Source organism: Pseudomonas sp. ADAK2 TE3594, assembly GCF_053628675.1.
Genome location: NZ_JBRJGV010000001.1, coordinates 6,592,437 through 6,612,615, shown reverse-complemented (window position 1 = coordinate 6,612,615; position 20,179 = coordinate 6,592,437). Strand labels below are relative to the sequence as shown.

The 20,179-nt window shown below is 60.4% G+C and carries 19 protein-coding genes; 9 read left to right on the top strand and 10 right to left on the bottom strand.

Annotated features, from left to right (window positions below; all coding sequences use genetic code 11):
- Positions 1-22 precede the first annotated feature (22 nt).
- Genes miaA through AB7M22_RS29690 form a run of 5 tightly spaced genes read right to left on the bottom strand, consistent with a single transcriptional unit; the run spans position 23 to position 6,286 of the window.
- Positions 23-994 (bottom strand): tRNA (adenosine(37)-N6)-dimethylallyltransferase MiaA, encoded by a 972-nt coding sequence (gene miaA / locus AB7M22_RS29710; RefSeq protein ID WP_063341743.1) that lies wholly within the window; start codon positions 992-994, stop codon positions 23-25.
- Complete coding sequence (mutL, locus tag AB7M22_RS29705; protein WP_454188635.1) at positions 994-2,904, bottom strand: DNA mismatch repair endonuclease MutL; 1,911 nt, start codon at positions 2,902-2,904, stop codon at positions 994-996. The genes miaA and mutL overlap by 1 nt, the downstream gene beginning before the upstream one ends.
- Positions 2,901-4,328: an N-acetylmuramoyl-L-alanine amidase gene (locus AB7M22_RS29700; RefSeq protein WP_454188634.1), complete on the bottom strand. Its 1,428-nt coding sequence runs from the start codon at positions 4,326-4,328 to the stop codon at positions 2,901-2,903. Before AB7M22_RS29700 ends, mutL begins: the two co-directional genes overlap by 4 nt.
- Positions 4,329-4,799: a tRNA (adenosine(37)-N6)-threonylcarbamoyltransferase complex ATPase subunit type 1 TsaE gene (gene tsaE, locus AB7M22_RS29695; RefSeq protein WP_008009834.1), complete on the bottom strand. Its 471-nt coding sequence runs from the start codon at positions 4,797-4,799 to the stop codon at positions 4,329-4,331. It abuts the gene before it with no gap.
- Positions 4,787-6,286 (bottom strand): NAD(P)H-hydrate dehydratase, encoded by a 1,500-nt coding sequence (locus AB7M22_RS29690; protein WP_454188633.1) that lies wholly within the window; start codon positions 6,284-6,286, stop codon positions 4,787-4,789. Before AB7M22_RS29690 ends, tsaE begins: the two co-directional genes overlap by 13 nt.
- 63 nt (positions 6,287-6,349) lie before the next feature.
- On the opposite strand from AB7M22_RS29690, the gene queG reads away from it, so the two are divergent.
- Positions 6,350-7,414: a tRNA epoxyqueuosine(34) reductase QueG gene (queG, locus tag AB7M22_RS29685; RefSeq protein WP_454188632.1), complete on the top strand. Its 1,065-nt coding sequence runs from the start codon at positions 6,350-6,352 to the stop codon at positions 7,412-7,414.
- A gap of 108 nt (positions 7,415-7,522) precedes the next feature.
- Here the strand turns inward: queG and AB7M22_RS29680 are convergent, their stop codons facing one another.
- Entirely contained in the window at positions 7,523-8,134 is a 612-nt protein-coding gene (locus AB7M22_RS29680; protein WP_007902638.1) for a trimeric intracellular cation channel family protein, read from the bottom strand.
- Positions 8,135-8,316: 182 nt separating this feature from the next.
- Positions 8,317-8,859 carry an oligoribonuclease gene (gene orn, locus AB7M22_RS29675; protein ID WP_008068863.1) on the bottom strand — a complete coding sequence of 181 codons (543 nt, stop codon included), beginning with the start codon at positions 8,857-8,859 and terminating at the stop codon, positions 8,317-8,319.
- 107 nt (positions 8,860-8,966) lie between these two features.
- Between orn and rsgA the strand changes: the two genes are divergently transcribed.
- From rsgA to AB7M22_RS29655, 4 genes are all read left to right on the top strand, one after another.
- Entirely contained in the window at positions 8,967-9,998 is a 1,032-nt protein-coding gene (gene rsgA / locus AB7M22_RS29670) for a small ribosomal subunit biogenesis GTPase RsgA (protein WP_007902636.1), read from the top strand.
- Positions 9,999-10,211: 213 nt separating this feature from the next.
- Positions 10,212-10,619, top strand: a complete 408-nt coding sequence (locus AB7M22_RS29665; RefSeq protein WP_454188631.1) for a TIR domain-containing protein — start codon at positions 10,212-10,214, stop codon at positions 10,617-10,619.
- A 3-nt stretch (positions 10,620-10,622) separates the two neighbouring features.
- Positions 10,623-11,582, top strand: coding sequence for a caspase family protein (locus AB7M22_RS29660; RefSeq protein ID WP_454188630.1), 960 nt, complete (start codon positions 10,623-10,625; stop codon positions 11,580-11,582).
- A complete protein-coding gene (locus AB7M22_RS29655; RefSeq protein ID WP_007902631.1) occupies positions 11,582-12,067 on the top strand; it encodes a toll/interleukin-1 receptor domain-containing protein in 486 nt (161 codons plus the stop codon). Before AB7M22_RS29660 ends, AB7M22_RS29655 begins: the two co-directional genes overlap by 1 nt.
- 40 nt (positions 12,068-12,107) lie before the next feature.
- Here AB7M22_RS29655 and AB7M22_RS29650 read toward each other — a convergent pair whose 3' ends face one another.
- From AB7M22_RS29650 to motA, 3 genes are all read right to left on the bottom strand, one after another.
- On the bottom strand, positions 12,108-12,377 hold the full coding sequence (locus tag AB7M22_RS29650; protein ID WP_454188629.1) for a hypothetical protein: 270 nt from the start codon (positions 12,375-12,377) through the stop codon (positions 12,108-12,110).
- 410 nt (positions 12,378-12,787) lie between these two features.
- Positions 12,788-13,816: a flagellar motor protein MotB gene (gene motB, locus AB7M22_RS29645; RefSeq protein WP_454188628.1), complete on the bottom strand. Its 1,029-nt coding sequence runs from the start codon at positions 13,814-13,816 to the stop codon at positions 12,788-12,790.
- A gap of 3 nt (positions 13,817-13,819) precedes the next feature.
- Positions 13,820-14,671, bottom strand: a complete 852-nt coding sequence (motA, locus tag AB7M22_RS29640) for a flagellar motor stator protein MotA (RefSeq protein ID WP_007902618.1) — start codon at positions 14,669-14,671, stop codon at positions 13,820-13,822.
- A 165-nt stretch (positions 14,672-14,836) separates the two neighbouring features.
- Here motA and AB7M22_RS29635 point away from each other — a divergent pair, with 165 nt between their 5' ends.
- The 4 genes from AB7M22_RS29635 to AB7M22_RS29620 all read left to right on the top strand — a co-directional run bounded on the left by AB7M22_RS29635 (position 14,837) and on the right by AB7M22_RS29620 (position 20,112).
- Positions 14,837-16,369 (top strand): HDOD domain-containing protein, encoded by a 1,533-nt coding sequence (locus AB7M22_RS29635; RefSeq protein WP_454188627.1) that lies wholly within the window; start codon positions 14,837-14,839, stop codon positions 16,367-16,369.
- 107 nt (positions 16,370-16,476) lie between these two features.
- A complete protein-coding gene (locus AB7M22_RS29630; RefSeq protein WP_454188626.1) occupies positions 16,477-17,292 on the top strand; it encodes a rhodanese-like domain-containing protein in 816 nt (271 codons plus the stop codon).
- Positions 17,293-17,310: 18 nt separating this feature from the next.
- On the top strand, positions 17,311-18,171 hold the full coding sequence (gene asd / locus AB7M22_RS29625) for an archaetidylserine decarboxylase (RefSeq protein WP_007939614.1): 861 nt from the start codon (positions 17,311-17,313) through the stop codon (positions 18,169-18,171).
- Between the two features lie 150 nt (positions 18,172-18,321).
- Complete coding sequence (locus AB7M22_RS29620) at positions 18,322-20,112, top strand: molecular chaperone (RefSeq protein WP_454188625.1); 1,791 nt, start codon at positions 18,322-18,324, stop codon at positions 20,110-20,112.
- Positions 20,113-20,179: the final 67 nt, after the last annotated feature.

Genomic DNA, 20,179 nt, shown 5'->3' with positions numbered 1-20,179 from the left:
GATAGACGGCAATTGCAAGGACTCAGCTCAATATGGAGATGGTCCCGAGGTATTTCAAGGCGCGCGGCAGATTGTCGCAATCGAGGCTGTCCAACCAGTGTAAATCAGCCCAACTGCGCAGCCAGGTGAACTGGCGCTTTGCCAATTGGCGCGTGGCAATGATTCCACGCTCCTGCATCTCGGCTTGCGTCAGCTTGCCATCCAGGTAATCCCAGACTTGTCGATAGCCTACAGCACGTATAGACGGCATCCCCGAATGCAGGTCACCTCTATCTCGCAGGGCTACGACCTCGTCGATGAATCCCTGTTCCAACATATTTGTGAATCTTTGTTTAATGCGCTCGTGCAGTACCTGGCGATTTGCCGGAGCGATGGCCAAGTTCGCGACAGTATAGGGCAATTGTTGCAGTCCCGAAGCGGCTGCTTCAGTACTTTGCGCAGATTGTCGCAAGCGCAGCTCAGTCATGCTCTGACCACTGACGCGATAAACTTCCAGCGCTCGACTGAGGCGCTGCGGATCGTTCGGATGAATTCGCGCTGCAGATTGCGGATCGATGACCGCCAATTGATCGTGCAGGGCTTGCCAGCCAAGGCGTGCAGCCTCTTCTTCGATTTGCGCGCGCACCTGCGGATCGGCCGCCGGCATGTCGGCCAGACCTTCGAGCAAAGCCTTGTAGTAGAGCATTGTGCCGCCTACCAGCAGCGGAATTTTGCCTCGCGCGGTGATCTCGGCCATGGCCTCAAGCGCATCGCGACGAAAATCCGCAGCGGAATAACTCTCGGCCGGATCGAGAATATCGATCAAGCGATGCGGAAATTCGGCCAACAACTCCTTGGAAGGCTTGGCGGTGCCAATGTCCATGCCACGGTAGACCAGCGCCGAATCGACGCTGATCAGCTCGCAGGGCAAAACTTTGGTGAGTTCGATGGCCAGGTCGGTCTTGCCGGCAGCCGTCGGCCCCATCAGGAAAATCGCAGGAGGGAACTGGCTCATCAACGACCGCGCAAAAACAGTTTGTCCAGATCGTCCAGGCCCAATTGGGTCCAGGTCGGTCGGCCATGGTTGCATTGACCGCTGCGTTCGGTGTTTTCCATGTCCCGCAGCAGACCGTTCATTTCCGGCAAGGCCAGACGCCGATTCGCGCGAATCGCTCCGTGGCAGGCCATGGTGCCGAGCAGTTCGTTCAGGTGCGCCTGAATCCGGTCGCTGGTGCCGTACTCCATCAAATCCGCCAGAACGTCGCTCACCAATCGATTGGCTTCAGCCTGTTTCAGCAACGCGGGGATTTGCCGGATCGCCAGCGACTCCGGGCCAAGACGCTGCAACTCAAAGCCCAACCGCTGGAACCACGCGACGTGTTCTTCGGCGCAATCGGCTTCGCGCTGACTGACCGCCAGGGACTCCGGCACCAACAGCGGCTGACCACTCAGGCCTTCGCTGGCCATGGCGATTTTCAGGCGTTCGTACATGATCCGCTCGTGGGCGGCGTGCATGTCCACCAGCACCAGGCCCTGGGCGTTTTCCGAAAGAATATAGATGCCCTTGAGCTGCGCCAACGCGTAGCCCAGCGGCGGAATGTCGTCCTGCCCGGCCGGCAGCGCGACCGCATTGGCTTCGGGCAACGGCGCGAAGAACTCACGGTAGGCCGCTTGAGCTTCGGCGACGGGCACGCCGGATTGAGGCCGCGGCGTGTATTGATACTGATAACCGGCGCCAGCGCCCGAGCCAGCCGGCGTGCTGAACGACGGTTGTGCCTGAGGCTGTTCCAGCAGCGCATTGGCCGCCAGACGCATTTCGCCCTGCGGACCGAACTCACCGGCGTCGAGCCCGGTGGGCCGGACAATGGCCGTCGCAACAGGCGCGGCCAGATGATCTTCCGGCCGCACATCGCCGAGGGCGCGGTGCAAAGTGCCATAGAGGAAATCGTGAACCATGCGCCCGTCACGGAAGCGTACTTCGTGCTTGGTCGGGTGCACGTTGACGTCAACGCCCGCCGGATCGACTTCGAAAAACAGCACGAACGTCGGGTGCCGACCGTTGAACAGCACGTCGCGATAAGCCTGGCGCACCGCGTGGGCCACCAGTTTGTCGCGCACCGCGCGGCCGTTCACGAAGAAATATTGCAAGTCCGCCTGGCTGCGGTTAAAGGTCGGCAACCCGACCCAGCCCCACAAATGCAGGCCATTGCGCTCGATTTCGATCGGCAGCGCCTGCTCCAGAAAACCCGCCCCGCAGATCGCTGCCACACGCCGGGCGCGGGCCGCGTCATCGTGGGCTTCGTGCAGGCTGAGGATGGTTTTGCCGTTGTGGCGCAGATGGAATGCCACATCGAACCGCGCCAGCGCCAGACGCTTGATCACTTCTTGCAGGTGATCGAACTCGGTTTTTTCGGTCTTGAGAAACTTGCGGCGCGCCGGGGTGTTGAAGAACAAATCGCGCACTTCCACCGAAGTCCCCACCGGGTGGGCCGCCGGTTGTACGCGAGGCGCCATGTCCCGGCCTTCGGTTTCCACCTGCCAAGCCTGATCGGCATCGCGAGTGCGGGACGTCAGGGTCAGACGAGCGACGGAGCTGATGGACGCCAGCGCCTCACCACGAAACCCCAGGCTCATCACCTGCTCAAGGTCTTCCAGGTTACGAATCTTGCTCGTGGCGTGACGGGCCAGCGCCAAAGGCAGGTCATCGGCAGAAATGCCGCTACCGTCGTCGCGTACCCGCAGCAGCTTGACGCCGCCCTGCTCCACATCGACATCGATGCGTTTGGCGCCGGAGTCGAGGCTGTTCTCCAGCAACTCCTTGATCACCGAGGCCGGGCGCTCAACCACTTCACCGGCGGCAATCTGGTTCGCCAGTCGCGGGCTGAGCAGCTCGATGCGCGCAGTGTTGGTCAGCACCTGGTTCATTCTTTGGCCGCCAGTTCAGTGCCGGGGATGGTCAGAGTCTGACCAATCTTCAGCTCGTCACTTTTCAAGTTGTTTGCGTTACGCAAGGTGGCCGGGGACACCTGATAACGCACAGCGATCATCGCCAGGGTTTCGCCAGGATTCACGCGATGGTCACGTGGGCCCTGAGCGATCTTGCCGGAGTCGCGCAGCCAGGCAATGTAGGTGCCCGGCGGTGGATTCTGCTGGAAGAACTGCCGCACGCCGCTGCTGATAGAACGCGCCAGAGCTTGCTGGTGGTTCGCTGCGGCAAGCTTGGAAGCTTCGTTGGCGTTGGAGATAAACCCGGTTTCCACCAGGATCGACGGGATGTCCGGCGACTTCAGCACCATGAACCCGGCTTGCTCTACGCGCTGTTTGTGCAGCGGCGTGACGCGGCCGATGTTGCTCAAGACTTTCTGGCCCACGTTGAGGCTGGATGTCAGGGAAGCGGTCATCGACAAATCGAGCAGCACGCCGGCCAGCATGCGGTCCTTGTCATCGAGGCTGACGTTGCCGGCACCGCCGATCAAGTCGGAACGGTTTTCGCTGTCGGCCAGCCAACGGGCGGTCTCCGACGTAGCGCCGCGGTCGGACAGGGCGAACACCGACGCACCGAAGGCGGCGGCCGAAGGCGCGGCATCGGCGTGGATCGAAACGAACAGGTCAGCCCCCTTCTTGCGGGCAATTTCGGTACGGCCACGCAACGGAATGAAGTAATCACCTGTACGCGTCAGTTCGGCACGGAAGCCTTTCATGCCATTGACCTGACGCTGCAGTTCACGGGCGATCGCCAGCACCACGTCTTTTTCACGCTGACCACGAGAGCCCGAGGCGCCTGGGTCTTCGCCGCCGTGGCCGGCATCGATCACCACAATGATGTCGCGCTTGCCGGCCGGGGCGGGTGGCAGTTTGACCGGAGGATCTACCGGAGTGACCGGCACCGGGGCCACGGTAGCGACGTTAGTCGGCACAGGAATTGGTGCGGCGTCGGCGGCGTTATCGAACAGATCGACCACCAAGCGATTACCGTATTGGGCGTTGGGCGCCAAGGTAAAACTTTTCGGCGTGACGGCCTTTTTAAGGTCGATGACCACTCGCAGGTCGGTCGGCGTTCGTTGAGCCGAGCGCATCGCGGTGATCGGGGTGTTCGAGGTATTGACGTTCAGCGGCGACCCCAGAGTTGCACCATTAATGTCGATCACCAGCCGATCCGGGGAGCTCAGGGTAAAAACGCTGTGCTGGACAGGCCCTGTCAGGTCAAACACCAGTCGCGTGTTGTCCGGCGCCCGCCACAGGCGAACACTGTTGACCTTCGTCTCGGCCACAGCGTCGACGGTCACCGCCAAAAACAACAATCCTACGGCAGCAACCAACGCGCGAAAGCGCATACCTAACCCCATCATTTAATTGGATTCCAATGCCAAAGCGGCACACCACGACTCGCCACGCGAGCCCTGGGGCAAAATTTTCAGCGAACGCCCGCTGTCTTGCGGGCTAATGGTAATGGTCAGGTCGGGCTTTGGCAAAAAGCCTGCACCGTTCCGGGGCCATTCGATCAGGCACAACGCGTCGTCTTCGAAATAGTCGCGGATGCCGAGGTACTCCAGCTCCTCCGGATCGACCAGTCGATAGAGGTCGAAATGGAAGGCGCGGACCTCCCCAATCTCGTAAGGCTCAACCAGGGTGAAGGTCGGACTTTTTACCGCCCCCGTATGCCCCAGGCCACGAATAATGCCCCGGGACAGCGTGGTTTTCCCGGCGCCCAGATCTCCCTCGAGAAAAATCAGACCGTGCCCTTCAGTGGTTTGTGCGATGCGCGCACCAAACGCGGTCATCGCCTCTTCATCAGCCAGGTACAGGGTTACTTCAGACACGGTGCTTGCTCCTCCAACAACTGACGAATGGCTGGAATCAGATCACTGGCCGCCAGCCCACGGCCGAATTCACCTTGTTGCGCGCCGGCATTGGCGTGCAGCCAGACCGCCAGGCATGCCGCGTCGTACGCGTCCATGCCCTGAGCGAGTAAGGCGCCGACGAGACCGGCCAGCACATCGCCCAAACCGGCAGATGCCATGGCCGGATGGCCCTGATGACACAACGCCAGACGCCCGTCGGGGCTGGCGATCAGGCTGCCGGCGCCTTTGAGCACCACGACAGCCGTATATTTTTTGCTCAATGCATGGGCAGCGGCCGGGCGGTCGGCCTGAACATCGGCCGTCGATAGCCCCAGTAATCGCGCCGCCTCGCCAGGGTGCGGCGTGATAACACAACGTGCGGGCAAACTCACGCCACCTTCGGCCAACAGGTTCAACGCATCGGCGTCCCAGACTTGCGGCAACGGCGCATTGGCTGCGGCCGACAACAGACTGCGCCCCCAAGCGGCCTGCCCCAGCCCCGGGCCGACGACCAGCACCGTGACCTTCTCAAGCAGCCCCATCAATTGATTGGCCGACGAAGTGCCGAGCACCATCGCTTCTGGCAAACGCGCCAAGGCGGCTGGAACATGTTCGTTGCGGGTGGCCACAGACACCATGCCGGCGCCGCTGCGCAAAGCACTTTGTGCACCGAGCAGGATGGCGCCGCCAAAACCACGATCACCACCGATCAGCAATACATGACCAAATTTGCCTTTGTGGGCAGTTGGAGCGCGACCGGTCAGACGCGGCACATTAGCGGCCGTCAGGCGACGAGCACTGACCGTGGCCCCGATAAACGTCTCAGGGGCGGCTAGCAGATCATTGAATACCAAATCGCCAACCATATCCGCAGCGTCACCGGTGAACAGACCCAGCTTCAAACCGATGAACGTCACCGTCAGGTCCGCTCGAACCGAAATGCCGAGCTCGCGCCCCGTATCGGCGCACAGCCCCGAAGGGATATCCACCGCCGCAACCGCTAGCCCACTGGCGTTGATCGCGGCGATGACACTGGCGTATGGTTCGCGTACTTCACCGGTCAGGCCGGTGCCGAGCAAGGCATCCAGCACGATGCCGCGTAATTCGCAGTGCGCATTCCAGTCTTGAATGGCGACGCCCTCGGCTACTGCCTCGGCATGGGCCGACGCGGCATCGCCCTGCAAACGCCCGGGATCACCGGCGGCCAGCACCCGCACGTGCCAGCCGGCACGTCGGGCCAGCACGGCCACCAGGTAACCGTCGCCCGCATTATTGCCGTGGCCGGCCACCACGCTCAATTCGTGTGCCGTGGGCCAATGACGGACCAGCGCGCGCCAGGTCGCCCGCGCCGCACGCTGCATCAATTCGAAGCCCGGTGTACCGGCCGCAATCAGGCTCGCATCGAGCCCTCGGACTTGCGCGGCGCTATACAGCGCGTCGGGTAATTCATCTTTAGTGTGCGGCATGCGTCTTCAGGCTCCGATGTCTGGCAGAATTATACGCACCTCAGCTCCGGTTTCTCTCGCCTCATGCCCGCTATTACCACAGACCTGTCCGCCCTCGCCCAATCCATCAAGGACTGGGGCCGCGAGCTGGGCTTTCAGCAAGTCGGCATCAGCGGCCTCGACCTGGCCGAGCATGAGCAGCACCTGGAGCGCTGGCTCGCGGCCGGCTACCACGGCGAAATGGACTACATGGGCGCCCATGGCAGCAAACGTTCGCACCCGGAAGAACTGGTGCCCGGCACCTTGCGAGTCGTTTCCCTGCGCATGGACTACCTGCCGGGCGACACCGAAATGACCAAACGCCTGGCCGAACCAGAAAAAGCCTACGTCTCGCGTTATGCCTTGGGCCGCGATTACCACAAATTGATCCGTAAACGCGTGCAACAACTGGCGGAAAAAATTCAGGCAGTGATCGGCCCGTTCGGCTACCGCGCCTTTGTCGACAGCGCCCCGGTACTGGAAAAAGCCATCGCCGAACAGGCTGGCCTTGGCTGGATCGGCAAAAACACGTTGGTCTTGAATCGCAAGGCTGGCAGCTACTTCTTCCTCAGCGAACTGTTCGTCGACCTGCCGCTACCGGTGGACCCGCCCCACGCCACCGAACACTGCGGTCGCTGCACCGCCTGTCTGGACATCTGCCCAACCAACGCCTTTGTCGGCCCGTATGTACTGGACGCCCGGCGCTGCATTTCGTACCTGACCATCGAACTGAAAAGTGCGATCCCTGAAGATTTGCGGCCACTGATCGGTAACCGGGTGTTCGGTTGCGATGACTGCCAGATCGTCTGCCCATGGAACCGCTTCGCCCGACCGTCCGGGGAAAGCGACTTCAAACCCAGGCACAATCTGGACAACGCCGAACTGGCCGAACTGTTCATGTGGGACGAAGAGAAGTTCCTCAGCAGCACCGAAGGCTCACCGCTCAGACGCGCGGGTTACGAGCGCTGGTTGCGCAATCTGGCGGTCGGCCTGGGTAATGCGCCGTCAAGCATTCCGGTGCTGGAAGCGTTGAAAGCACGACGCGAATATCCGTCAGAACTGGTCCGCGAACATGTGGAGTGGGCCCTGAAACAACACGGACTCGCGTAGGAGCTGCCGCAGGCTGCGATCTTTTGATCTTAAAAAAATCAAAGTCAAAAGATCGCAGCCTGCGGCAGCTCCTACAGGTATGAGTACGACCTAAGGATAAGGGTGGGATCAAGCTTCGTCGTTATAAACGAACTTGGGCATTTCCCAGTGGAAGCGGATCGCCAGCAACCGCAGCAGGAAGCCGCCGAACAGGGTGATCAGGATCGACTGTTCACCCGGCAATTGCAGGTAGATGCAGAGCAGGTAGCACCACGCCGCGGCGAACGAGACGCTGGCGTAGAGCTCACGGCGGAATATCAGCGGAATGTCGTTGCAGAAGATGTCCCGCAAGATGCCGCCAAACACGCCAGTGATCACGCCGCTGACCGAGGCCACCAGCATGCCGTGGCCCATTTCCAGGGCAGTCATGCAGCCGATCAGGGTGAACGCCACCAGGCCCACGGCATCGAGCACCAGAAACAGCGAGCGCAGGTGGCGCATCCAGCGGGCGATGAAGATCGTCAGCATCGCCGCGACCGAGGTCAACACCAGGTATTCCGGGTGTTTGACCCAGGTCAGCGGGTAGTGCCCGAGCAGCACGTCGCGCACCGAACCGCCGCCCAGTGCGGTGACGCACGCGATCAGCACCACGCCAAACCAGTCCATACCGCGACGGCCCGCAGACAGGGCGCCAGTCATGGCTTCGGCAGTAATGGCGATCAGGTAGAGCATCAGCAACATGGTGGCGGTCCTGGCAGGAAGGCGCGCAGTCTAGCCATTTAGGGCCGGCACCAAAAGGGGGCGCTTATTCAAATAGACCGCGTCGCCTTCTTCGCGGGCAAGCCTCGCTCCTACAGGTACAACGCAGGCCCCGTAGGAGCGAGGCTTGCCCGCGAAGGCGTCAGAACAGACACACCACCCAATCAGAACTTGATGAAATTCTTGCGGTAGTGCTGCAGCTCGGCGATCGATTCGCGGATGTCGTCCAGGGCCAGGTGGGTACTGCCCTTTTTGAAGCTGTCGCGTACGTCCGGTGCCCAGCGCGCGGCCAGCTCTTTGAGGGTCGACACGTCGAGGTTGCGGTAGTGGAAGTAGCTTTCCAGCGATTTCATGTGGGTATAAAGGAAGCGGCGATCCTGGCAGATGCTGTTGCCACAGATCGGCGACTTGCCCTTCGGCACCCATTTTTCCAGGAAAGCGATGGTCTCGGCTTCGGCTTCGGCCATGCTGATACGGCTGTCGCGAACCCGTTGGGTCAGCCCGGAGCCGCCGTGCTGACGGGTATTCCACTCGTCCATGCCCGCGAGGATCTCGTCGCTGTGATGGATGGCAATCACCGGACCTTCGGCCAAGGTGTTCAAATTACTGTCGGTGACGATGGTGGCCATCTCGATGATGACGTCGGTATCAGGGTTCAGACCGGTCATTTCCAGGTCGATCCAGATCAGGTTCAGCGGGTTTTGCATGAGTCGGCTCCTCGGCGTAGGTGCGCAGTTTAGCCTAGGGAGGCCACCGGGCGTGCTAAACTCGCGGCCGTTTTACCTAATCGCTGCATTCTCGATACGGAACACCCATGGCCAAACGCCAACTCAATCGTCGTCAAAACTGGCGCATCGAAAAGATTCAGGGCGAGCGCGCTGCCCGCGCCGCCAAACGCGAGTCCTCGGCTGTCGAGGCACTCGAAGGCGGCGACCTGGGCCCGGAACAGACGGGCCTGGTGATCGCGCACTTCGGTGTGCAGGTCGAAGTCGAGGCCCTCGATGGCGAATTGGCCGGCCAGGTGTTCCGCTGCCATTTGCGCGCCAACCTGCCAGCGCTGGTGACCGGCGATCAGGTTGTCTGGCGTGCCGGCAACCAGGGCATCGGCGTGATCGTGGCGCAACTGCCGCGCAAGACCGAGCTCTGCCGTCCGGACAGCCGTGGCCAGCTCAAGCCGGTGGCGGCCAACGTCGACTTGATCGTGATCGTCTTCGCGCCGCTGCCCGAGCCTCACGCCAACCTGATCGACCGTTATCTGGTCGCCGCGGAACACGCGGGTATTCGGCCGTTACTGCTGCTGAACAAATTCGACCTGATCGACGAGCAGAACGCCCCGGCGCTGAATGCCTTGCTGGCGGTTTACCGCACGCTGGGTTACCCGGTGCTGGAAGTGTCGGCCCACCACGGCAATGGCATGGAACAGTTGCAGAAGCAGCTGGACGGGCACATCAGCGTATTCGTCGGCCAGTCCGGTGTCGGCAAGTCGTCGCTGGTCAACAGCCTGCTGCCGGAAGTCGACACCCGTGTCGGCCCGCTGTCCGAGCTGTCCGGCCAAGGCACCCACACCACCACCACCGCGCGGTTGTTCCACTTCCCTGGCGGCGGTGAGTTGATCGACTCCCCGGGTATTCGGGAATTCGGCCTGGGTCACGTCAGCCGGGCCGACGTCGAAGCCGGCTTCATCGAGTTCAACGACCTGATCGGCACCTGTCGCTTCCGCGATTGCAAACACGACCGCGAGCCGGGTTGCGCCCTGCTCAAGGCCCTGGAAGAGGGCCGCGTGCAGCAGCAACGGATGAACAGCTACCGCTCGATCATCGCCAGCTTGCCTGAAAGCAGCTATTAAACAGACGTGCCAGCCGCCCCTGACTCTTACGGGGCGGTAGGTCGTTCGTGGCGTCCTACAAAAACTCCCTCAATTAAACGTCAGACCTTTCTGTAAGGCTTCTTCGCGCCTGCCTGAAGGACGCGTCTCTTTAACCGCCAAGGCCTTGTTGCGGCCACTCAAGTGCATACATTCGAGCCCTCATCGCATTTCAGGCGATACCGAGGGACAGCCATGCAAACCTATCATTTGTTCATCAGCCACTCGTGGAACTACTCAGACGCCCACGACAATCTGGTCCGCCTGCTCAATGCGAAGCCCGACTTCGCGTTCAAGAATTTTTCGGTGCCGCCGGACAACCCGATCATCGGCGCGAAAACCGACAAGCAACTTGAAGAAGCAATCGAAAACAAGATTCGGCTCTGCTCGGCAGTGCTGATCATGGCGGGGATGTATTCGACCTACAGCAAGTGGATCAACAAGGAAATCGAGATCGCCAGGCGAATGGGCAAGGTCATCATTGCGATAAAGCCGTTTGGCGCCGAACGGATTTCCACGGTGGTACGCCGGGCGGCGCACGCGGAGTGTGCGTGGAACACCAACAGCATCATCAGCGCCATTCGCACTCACGGGGCGGGCTGAACCATGCGCAAGGGACTGTTCATCGGCATTAATAACTACAGCCATGTTTCGCAATTGAGTGGCTGCAACAATGACGCGATGGCCATGGCTTCGGTGCTGAAAACCGACGCCAATGGCGATCCGAATTTCAAGAACCTGGTCCTGACCTCCGCCGAAGATTATCTGAGCCGCGAAAAGCTCGAAGGGCATATCCAGGAATTGTTTTCAGGCGATTGCAGCGTTGCACTGTTGTACTTCGCCGGTCACGGCAACTTCGACGTCGATACGGACGAAGGCATGCTGATCCCCCAGGACTACAAATCCGCCAAGGATGGAATTCGCATCAGCGACATCCTGAATTGGGCGACCAAAGCGGTAAAAATCAAAAACAAAGTGATTATTCTCGACTGCTGCCAGGCGGGCTCGGCGGGCGAAGTGCGGGCGCTACGCAGCGAAAGCAGCATGGTCTGCGAAGGCATGACCATCCTCACCGCGTGCAAAAAGGCAGAGCCGGCTATGGAAGGCGCCAACCACGGCGTCTTCACGGGGCTGTTGCTGCAAGCACTGCACGGCGGCGCCGCAAACATATTGGGAAAGATTACCCCCGGCAGCCTCTATTCATTCGTCGACAACGCTCTAGACGCGTGGGAACAGCGCCCGGTGTTCAAGACCAATGTGTCGCAATTCATTTCATTGCGAGAAGTCTCGCCGCTGATCCCCAAAGAGATTCTGCGCAAACTGCCCGACTGGTTCGAAGAGGCGGAGTCAATGTTTGCCCTCGATCCGAGCTACGAACCTACCGAAGCTACGTTCGATCCAGAACACGGCGAAGTCTTCGCCCAACTGCAAAAGTGCAATCGCCACAGCCTGATCGAACCGGTGGACGCCGAACACATGTACTACGCCGCCATCAACTCCACGGGCTGTCGCCTCACCGCCCTCGGCGCCTATTACCGCGAACTCGCGATCAAGGGACATTTCTGATGCCAGTGTTTATCAGCTACCGCCATACCGATCGGTCCCACGCCATCGCCATCAGCACCCGTCTGATTCGGGCCAACATCAAGACCTACTTCGACGTGCTGGATCCGGAATCACAGACCACTGACGACATCACCGGGGTCATCACCCGCAACATCACCGAGTGCACGCATCTGTTGGCGATAGTCTCGGACAAGACCGCGCTGTCGTGGTGGGTGCCGTTCGAAATCGGTGAAGCGACCATCAGCAACCGGCGGATATGCTCCTTCAAGACCGGACCGGCGGAACTGCCGCTATATCTCGATAAATGGCCAAAGCTCAGCACCGACAAGGATCTGGAGTTTTTCATTGATGCCTATCGTGAAGAAGTGGCGACCAAGCGCTCAATGACGCTAGGCTCGATCAACGAATCTCTTTACCGCACCTACAGAGGCAACGCCGAGCTGTTCCACGACCAACTCAAGAGCCGCATCCGACGCGGTTTCTGACACGCGCAAAAAAGCCGCGAATATCGCGGCTTTCTGATTTTCAGCGTACAGCTTTTTCCAGCTTCCAGCCCAGCGCATCCAGGGCGTCACAGCCATCCTGAATCAACACGTGTGCAGCATTGGCGAAATGCTCCAGGTCGTGACCTTCGGCGTCCTTGATGCACAGGCAGGTAATGCTGTTGAGCAGATTGCGCGCGGCTTTGATTCGGTGAGTGGCGGTTTCGAGGAGATCCGAGACTTTGGCTTCGGTATCTATGTACAGCGTCGGGCCGACGCTGAAATTGCCTTGCAGAGGGTGGTACTGGGTCATGTTTATATCTCATCTGATAAGTGAAACTCCCACCCTTTCGCGGCTAAACGAATTGGGTGGTAGCTGTACGCGGGTTAGCCGACCGGACAGATGAACCCGGCACACCCGAAGGTGTCCCACGCACAGCCACCATAGACATGCAGATGCCAGGCAGCAAAAAGCGCCACGATTATACGGGCGCTTGTGCATCATCTGTTACGACCGGCTAAAGTCGATCACCGAAACGTCGGCGACGGGCGAACTATAGGCGAGCAACCTAGGGAAGTAAAACCCGGCCAATACGCCTCAGAACGGTCCTACGCCAATCTCGGAAGCAAGCCATGTTCTTTATTTTTGCTGCTGGCAGCGTCAGTCCCGTGCCCGGTGAATAGAGACAAAAAAGCCGCGATCATTCGCGGCTTTTTCGTGGGTCACTGCTTGGGCGACTCACCCGGTTTCGGCGCCGGGTTGTCGAACAGATTCAAACGCTCGCGAAGCTCATGCGCCGGCAGCGGTTCCTTATCCGCCGGCAAGGCATTCGGATCGGCTGGCGGCGTGGGCACTTCGCCCGGGCCGCCCTGCCCTTGCGTCGGCACTGGCGCAGGTTCGGCACCTTGCGAACCTTCGATGGCCCGCTGGGCTTTCTTGGTCAGCACGATGATGTCGATGCGGCGGTTGACCGGGTTGAACGGGTTCTCCCGGTCGAACAGCGCCGACGAGGCATAACCCACGACTCGCGCTACTTGAGAGTCCGGATAGCTGCCAGCGATCAATGCACGACGAGCCGCGTTGGCGCGGTTGGCCGAGAGTTCCCAGTTGCCGAAGTCGCCGGTGCCCGAGTACGGCTTGGCATCGGTGTGGCCGCTGATACTGATCTTGTTCGGCACCGCTTTGATGGTGTCGGCCATGGCCAGCAGGATGTCTTCGAAATACGGCTTCAGACGCGCACTGCCGGAGTCGAACATCGGGCGGTTTTCGGCGTCCACAATCTGGATGCGCAAACCGTCCTGGGTAATCTCGAAGAGGATCTGGTCCTTGAACTTCTGCAACTGCGGGTTTTCTTCGACCTTGTTCTGCAACTCTTGCAGCAGCAGTTCCAGACGCTCCTTCTCGACCAGCTCGGCCATGCCTTCGACCTGCTCGGAGTCGACAGTCACCTTGTCCGGCTGAGGCTGGGACTTCACCTCAGGGTTGAGGGTTCTCTCCGGTGCCAGGGTCGGCGAGCCGCCCAGATCGATGATGTACGGCGTACCGCTTTCGGAAAAACCGACCGGGTCCTTGAAGTAACCGGCGATGGCAATCTTCTGCTCCGGTGTTGCCGTGGACAACAGCCACAACACCAGGAAGAACGCCATCATCGCCGTCGCGAAGTCCGCGAAGGCGATTTTCCAGGAGCCCCCGTGATGCCCGCCCGCGTACTTTTTGACGCGCTTGATGATTATCGGCTGGTTATTTTCCATGACTTAGCGACCGCGAACCGCTTGTTCCAGCTCAGCGAAGCTAGGACGGTGCGCCGGGTACAGAACCTTGCGACCGAATTCCACTGCCAGCGATGGCGGCATGCCAGAAGCCGAAGCCACCAGCGAGGCCTTGATGGCTTCGTAGACGTTCAGTTCTTCCTTGGCATCGTGGGCCAGGGCATGGGCCAGCGGACCAAAGAAACCGTAGGCCGCGAGAATACCGAAGAAGGTCCCCACCAGTGCCGCACCTACGTGCACACCGATCATTTTCTGGTCGCTTTCACCCAGGGAGGCCATGGTCACCACGATACCCAATACTGCCGCGACAATACCGAAACCGGGCATGGCGTCGGCGATGCCATTCACCGCGTGGGAAGGGTGATCCAGGTCTTCCTTAAGGCTGGTCAGCTCCATGTCGAACAGGCCTTCAAGCTCATGGGGAGCCATGTTGCCGGAGGACATGATGCGCAGGTAATCGCAGATGTACGCGGTCATGCGGTCATCTTTCAGGACTGCCGGGTACTTGGCGAAGATCGGGCTCGCGGCGGCATCTTCGATGTCGCCTTCGATCGCCATCATGCCTTCGCGGCGGCTCTTGTTGAGGATCTCGTAAATCAGACCCAGCACTTCCAGATAGAAAGTGTGATTGAAACGCGAGCTGAACATTCCCAAGGCTTTCTTGAGAACGTGCTTGACCATATGACCTGGGTTGGCCTGCAGGAATGCACCGAGGGCCGCACCACCGATAATCATCACCTCGAAAGGCTGAATAAGGGCGGCAATCTTGCCGTGGGAGAGCACGTATCCGCCGAGTACGCTCGCGAATACGACGATGATGCCGAGAATTTTAGCCATAGGTAGGAGAGCACTTACTGAGTCGGGTTCAAGGTCATATTCGGAAGTTAAAAAATCTCTTCTTCTCCTTATCGGCAAAACTGCGCCAGACTATAGCCAGTTCAATCGAAAAGCTAAATTAGCCCGCGCAGGGATAGGTAATGCAGACAATGATCGCGTGCAACCATGGCTAACGAAACGAACGTCCCAACACCAAAACCAACCACGCTCGAAGGCTGGGTCAAGCTTCTCGATGGCGTACGCCTGCCGGTTCCGCAAGCCAGTCACGACCAAGTCTGCAAAGCCATCCGCGACAACCGCAGCTCGCTGCGAGACATCGCCGAACTGATGCAGGACAGCCCGGCCCTGGCCTTGAGCGTGATTCGCGAAGCTAATCGCCATACCCATGGCAGCATGACCGAGCCTGCTGAAAATCTTGAAGTGGCGATCAATCGGCTCGGTTTGAAACGCACCGAAGAATTGCTCGAGCGCCTGCCCGCCGAACCCCAATCGCAGCTCCCTGTCGCCTTGCGCCAGCTTCAGTTGATCAGCCAGCACGCCACCCAACAGGCCAATGGTTTTTTTGCCGGTCGCCTGGCGCGGTTGTGGCAGGACATCCACTGGGGCAGCCTGCTGTTTCTTTCGCCACTGTGGCCCATGGCGTTGACCCATCCGCAGTTGCTTGAAGAATGGGAGCTGCGGATCATCCATAAAGGCGAGTCGGCACGCAAAGTCGAAAAGCAATTGTTCGGCGTGCGCCTGCTGGAAATCTGTCTGGCGCTGGTGGATGTCTGGCGTTTGCCGATCTGGGTGCAGCAGGGTTATCGGCTACTGCTCAACGAACAACGCGAACTGGTGAAAGTCCTGCGCATCGCGCGTGACAACGATCACCCGCTACGCCAACAGAATCGTCTCGATGACGACCCGACGCTACGGCGTTGGCTCAATCAGCCCGCCAATACCGTGCTGCTGGCCAATGGTCTGGCGTTGTCGGCACAACAGGGCTGGGACAGTCCTCACTGTGAACGCTGGCAGTACCTGGCCAGCCTTTACCTGCAAATGCCGATGGATGAAGTGCAACAACAATTGCACCAACAGGCCGCTAACAGTGCGCGCCAACACGCCATGCCGGACCTCTGGCACCCGGCCGAAGCGCTGATCTGGCCGTCGGGCATCAACCGTGTTCACGGCGGTTTGCTGCCGGCCCCGGCACCCACCGCTGAAGACCTGGCGAAGTGGCGTAAACAATGCGCCGAATTGCTGGTGGAGCCGAGCCCTTTTACCAATGCCATGCACTTGACCAGCTCGGCCCGAGACGCCCTGGTGGCGTGTGGCATGCGGCGGGTGATGATCCTGATGGCCGACCGCACGCACGCTAATCTGCGCGCGCACCAGACCGCCGGGCTGCCCAAGGAAGTGGCCGGCCTGAACCTGCCGGTCAGCCAAAGCACCGTACTGCAACGCCTGCTCGCGCAACAGGCCCAGGTGCGCCTGACGCCGGCCAACAACGCACAATTCTCGGCCCTGCTGCCGGCCAGCCTGCGTAAACAGTTCAGCGGTGAACACTTGCTGCTGCGCTCCCTGACCAACAACGGTCGGGTGATCATGATCGTGGTGGCGGATCAGGGCGGCGGGCCGTTCTCGGAAATCACCGTGCAAGCGTTCGGCAAAACCGCGCAGTGCATCGAAAAAGCCCTGCACAGCTTTAGCCACCGCTAGGACCACCACCGGGCCTGTTATCAGTTATTTCCCGTGCCGAAATAACTGATAACAGGCCCTCATGACGCTGCGCTACAATCCTCCCCTTTGTGCTCTGGAGACCTCACATGTCTGACTTCTCTGGCTTGGCGCTGGTGATCGAGCCGAGCGACCTGCTCCCGCGTCTCGACTCCCGCGAACTGATTCTGGTGGACCTGACCAGCAGCGCCCGCTATGCCGCAGGGCATATCCCCGGGGCACGCTTTGTCGATCCAAAACGTACTCAACTGGGTCAGGCGCCTGCGCCAGGCCTGCTGCCGACCCAAGCTGCGCTTGAAGCATTGTTCGGCGAGCTGGGACACAACCCCGATGCGGTCTACGTCGTCTATGACGACGAAGGCGGCGGTTGGGCCGGGCGCTTTATCTGGCTGCTGGATGTCATCGGCCACAGCAAGTATCACTATATCGATGGCGGCCTGCCGGCCTGGCTGGCAGAAGGCTTGCCCATGTCGATCCAGATCCCGCCGGCGGTCGGTGGCCCGGTCGCCCTGACCCTGCACGATGACCCCATCGCCACCCGCGAATACCTGCAAAGCCGCCTCGGCGCCGCTGACCTGGCGATCTGGGACGCGCGCGGGCCGCTGGAATATTCCGGCGAGAAAGTGCTGGCGGCCAAGGGCGGGCACATTCCCGGCGCGGTCAATTTCGAGTGGACAGCCGGCATGGATCAGGCGCGCAACCTGCGCATCCGCACCGACATGCCGAAAATCCTGGAACAACTCGGTATCACCAAAGACAAAGAAGTCATTACCCACTGCCAGACTCACCATCGTTCTGGCTTCACGTATCTAGTGGCCAAGTCGCTCGGTTATCCGCGCGTCAAAGGCTACGCCGGCTCCTGGGGCGAATGGGGCAACCATCCCGACACGCCCGTAGAGATTTAAGGTTTTTAAGGACAGTTAATGAATAAGCGTTTGTTTATCCTCAGCCAATACCTGCTGCCCCACCACTTGCTCTCGCGACTGGCCGGCTGCATTGCCGAATGCCGCGTGCGCTGGTTCAAGAACGCCTTTACCGCCTGGTTCGCCAAGCGCTATCAAGTGGACATGTCCCAGGCGCTGGTCGAAGACCTGACGGCTTACGAGCACTTCAATGCGTTCTTCACTCGTGCCTTGAAAGACGGCGCTCGCCCGCTGGACCAAACCCCAGGCGCGATCCTCAGCCCGGCCGACGGTGCCGTCAGCCAGCTCGGCCCTATCGAACACGGTCGCGTTTTCCAGGCCAAGGGCCACAGCTTCAGCGTGCTGGAACTGCTCGGTGGTGACGCCGCCAACGCAGCGCCATTCATGGGCGGTGATTTCGCCACCATTTACCTGTCGCCCAAGGATTACCACCGTGTGCACATGCCGCTGGCCGGCACCCTGCGCGAGATGGTCTACATCCCCGGCCGCATCTTCTCGGTCAACCAGACCACTGCTGAAAACGTACCGGAGCTGTTCGCTCGCAACGAGCGTGTGGCGTGCATTTTCGATACCGAGCGCGGGCCGATGGCCGTGGTGCTGGTGGGCGCGATGATTGTGGCGTCGATTGAAACTGTCTGGGCCGGTTTGGTGACACCGCCCAAGCGCGAGCTGAAAACCTTCCGCTACGACGAAGCGGCCCGTGCGCCGATCCATCTGGAGAAAGGCGCGGAATTGGGTCGCTTCAAGCTCGGCTCTACGGCGGTCGTGCTGTTCGGGCCGGATCAAGTGAAATGGGCTGAAGGCCTGGGCGCCCTTTCACCCGTACAGATGGGTCAAGGCATCGGCTTGCCAACCGCCTGATCCCGGGCCCGCCACCCGGAATTTTTTCCGGGTGGCGCATTCCCCCCGTAAGGCAAACGTGACGTAAAAATCGCGACACCCCCTCCGCGTTCATAGCTGCTACAGTCAAGTCATTCACTGCCCATTTCCCGGTCGGAGTTTGTCTACGGCATGAATGAGACCAATCCTGTCCTGCTGCTACGCGCACCGATCCCGACGCAGTCTCGTCTGTCTTTCTGCGAAGCCACGCCTCGCGATCTCAAGCGCTGGATCGCCAACCTGCCCAAAGCCAACATCGGCGAAACCGCTCGCCAGTTGTATCAAGGCTTGAGCGAACTCAACCAACTGCTCACACCCAGCGACAATCGCCTGCAATTGCTCGAACTGCTGCGGCCCGAGGTGTATTACGTCTGCAAGCACCTGGAGCGACATTTCCTGCATCAGGCGATTGTGCTCGACGAGCGCTCGCGCAAGATCGCCAACCTTTGCCAGGCGCTGCAAAGCCACTTGGCGATCGGCTACAAGCAAATCGTCATCCGCACCACACCGCGCTTCAGCAAGGACCGTGCGCCGCTGCTGACCCAGGCTTTGCAACGGGCAATCCATTGCCTGAACGGCGCATTGATCCGCGCCACTGAACTCTATTGTCCGGTGCCCGAAAGTCTGTGGCTCGAGTTACATCAGCTGTACCGGATTGGCTGTCAGTTCCAACTACAACATTTGAGCGTGCGCGATGAACTGGCCAGTCAGACGCAAAGCCTGAGCATCGAGCAAACCTACGTCGTCGCCCTCCTGCTGGGGGCTTCACGCTGCAATCAACTGCGCCAGAACCAGATCGCCCGGCTCGCGGAGGTGCTCGAACCGTGGAGCCAGTGGATCAAGCTGCAACCGGCCAAACCGGACAACGGGCTGTTTGCCATCGCCCCGGATCTCGACACCGGGCCGCGTTACCGCTCCAAATTCCTCGCCGAACAACAGGAGAGTTTGCTAGGGATCGACCCGCAACCCTTGGTCACGGCCATCGAAAACCATCTGCAACAGCCAGCCGACAAGGCATCGCCGCTGCCCGTTCCGACGGGGCTGAATCTCGATACGCTGCAACACCTGCATGCCGCCTGGGGGCAGGCCGCCGAGCGCAGTTTCCAGCGCACTGTCGGCCATGGCACGTTGACCCTGTGCGTGGGCATGAGTGCATTGCACTTTTATCTCAGCGGGCAACGCTCGTTCAACGACATCCTGAAGAAACCCGGCGCCCGCCCCGCGCAGTTCTCGGCTACCGACCCGACACATCGTGCCAAAGACCAATGGAACCAGGCTTTCGACGCCGCCCCCCATGGCACCGCAGACACGCTGCTGCCCTACGAAGAGATCGAATACCCGCACCTTCAGAACGATGACAGCCACGAGGCAGCCGATCGCCAACAGCATTTCCCGACCTATGTGCTGCCGGTGATCAATCACAGCCCTGGCGGCTATTGCCTGGCCTGGCCCGGCGCGGTGCCCGCCGAGCTACAGGCTGGCGAAATGGTTGGTATCGAGGATGCTGCCGGTCAAGGCTGGAGCATTGCAGTGGTGCGCTGGATCCGCCAGGTGCGGGGCGGTGGCACGCAGATGGGGATCGAGCAAGTCGCGCCTTGCGCCGAACCCTGCGGCCTGCAACTGATGCGTTCCCACGACGAGCACAGTCAGTACTTGCGCGGGCTGTTGCTGCCCGCCATCAGCGCCATCGACCTGCCGGCCACCCTGCTCACTCCGCGCCTGCCGTTCCAGGAAGGTAATAAGGTGCTGATCAATACCAACGGCGAGGAACGCCGGGCCGGGCTGGAGCGACTGATGGCGAGCACCAACAGCTTCAATCAGTTTGCCTACCGTTCGCTTGAGACAGCCAGAAACGAAAACGCCGCGAGGAGCGGCGTGGTCGGGGTAGCGGAAGAATTTGATTCGTTGTGGAAGTCGCTTTGAGCGTCCGGCATTTTATCGGCGGTGATGCGTTCGCGGGCAAGCCTCGCTCCTACGGGTCCGCGCAAAC

Bases quoted from the DNA above. Each gene is read 5' to 3' on its own strand.
- miaA (WP_063341743.1), bottom strand. From the start codon at position 994: ATGAGCCAGTTCCCTCCTGCGATTTTCCTGATGGGGCCGACGGCTGCC.
- mutL (WP_454188635.1), bottom strand. From the start codon at position 2,904: ATGAACCAGGTGCTGACCAACACTGCGCGCATCGAGCTGCTCAGCCCG.
- AB7M22_RS29700 (WP_454188634.1), bottom strand. From the start codon at position 4,328: ATGATGGGGTTAGGTATGCGCTTTCGCGCGTTGGTTGCTGCCGTAGGA.
- AB7M22_RS29690 (WP_454188633.1), bottom strand. From the start codon at position 6,286: ATGCCGCACACTAAAGATGAATTACCCGACGCGCTGTATAGCGCCGCG.
- queG (WP_454188632.1), top strand. From the start codon at position 6,350: ATGCCCGCTATTACCACAGACCTGTCCGCCCTCGCCCAATCCATCAAG.
- AB7M22_RS29680 (WP_007902638.1), bottom strand. From the start codon at position 8,134: ATGTTGCTGATGCTCTACCTGATCGCCATTACTGCCGAAGCCATGACT.
- orn (WP_008068863.1), bottom strand. From the start codon at position 8,859: ATGCAAAACCCGCTGAACCTGATCTGGATCGACCTGGAAATGACCGGT.
- rsgA (WP_007902636.1), top strand. From the start codon at position 8,967: ATGGCCAAACGCCAACTCAATCGTCGTCAAAACTGGCGCATCGAAAAG.
- AB7M22_RS29665 (WP_454188631.1), top strand. From the start codon at position 10,212: ATGCAAACCTATCATTTGTTCATCAGCCACTCGTGGAACTACTCAGAC.
- AB7M22_RS29660 (WP_454188630.1), top strand. From the start codon at position 10,623: ATGCGCAAGGGACTGTTCATCGGCATTAATAACTACAGCCATGTTTCG.
- AB7M22_RS29655 (WP_007902631.1), top strand. From the start codon at position 11,582: ATGCCAGTGTTTATCAGCTACCGCCATACCGATCGGTCCCACGCCATC.
- AB7M22_RS29650 (WP_454188629.1), bottom strand. From the start codon at position 12,377: ATGACCCAGTACCACCCTCTGCAAGGCAATTTCAGCGTCGGCCCGACG.
- motB (WP_454188628.1), bottom strand. From the start codon at position 13,816: ATGGAAAATAACCAGCCGATAATCATCAAGCGCGTCAAAAAGTACGCG.
- motA (WP_007902618.1), bottom strand. From the start codon at position 14,671: ATGGCTAAAATTCTCGGCATCATCGTCGTATTCGCGAGCGTACTCGGC.
- AB7M22_RS29635 (WP_454188627.1), top strand. From the start codon at position 14,837: ATGGCTAACGAAACGAACGTCCCAACACCAAAACCAACCACGCTCGAA.
- AB7M22_RS29630 (WP_454188626.1), top strand. From the start codon at position 16,477: ATGTCTGACTTCTCTGGCTTGGCGCTGGTGATCGAGCCGAGCGACCTG.
- asd (WP_007939614.1), top strand. From the start codon at position 17,311: ATGAATAAGCGTTTGTTTATCCTCAGCCAATACCTGCTGCCCCACCAC.
- AB7M22_RS29620 (WP_454188625.1), top strand. From the start codon at position 18,322: ATGAATGAGACCAATCCTGTCCTGCTGCTACGCGCACCGATCCCGACG.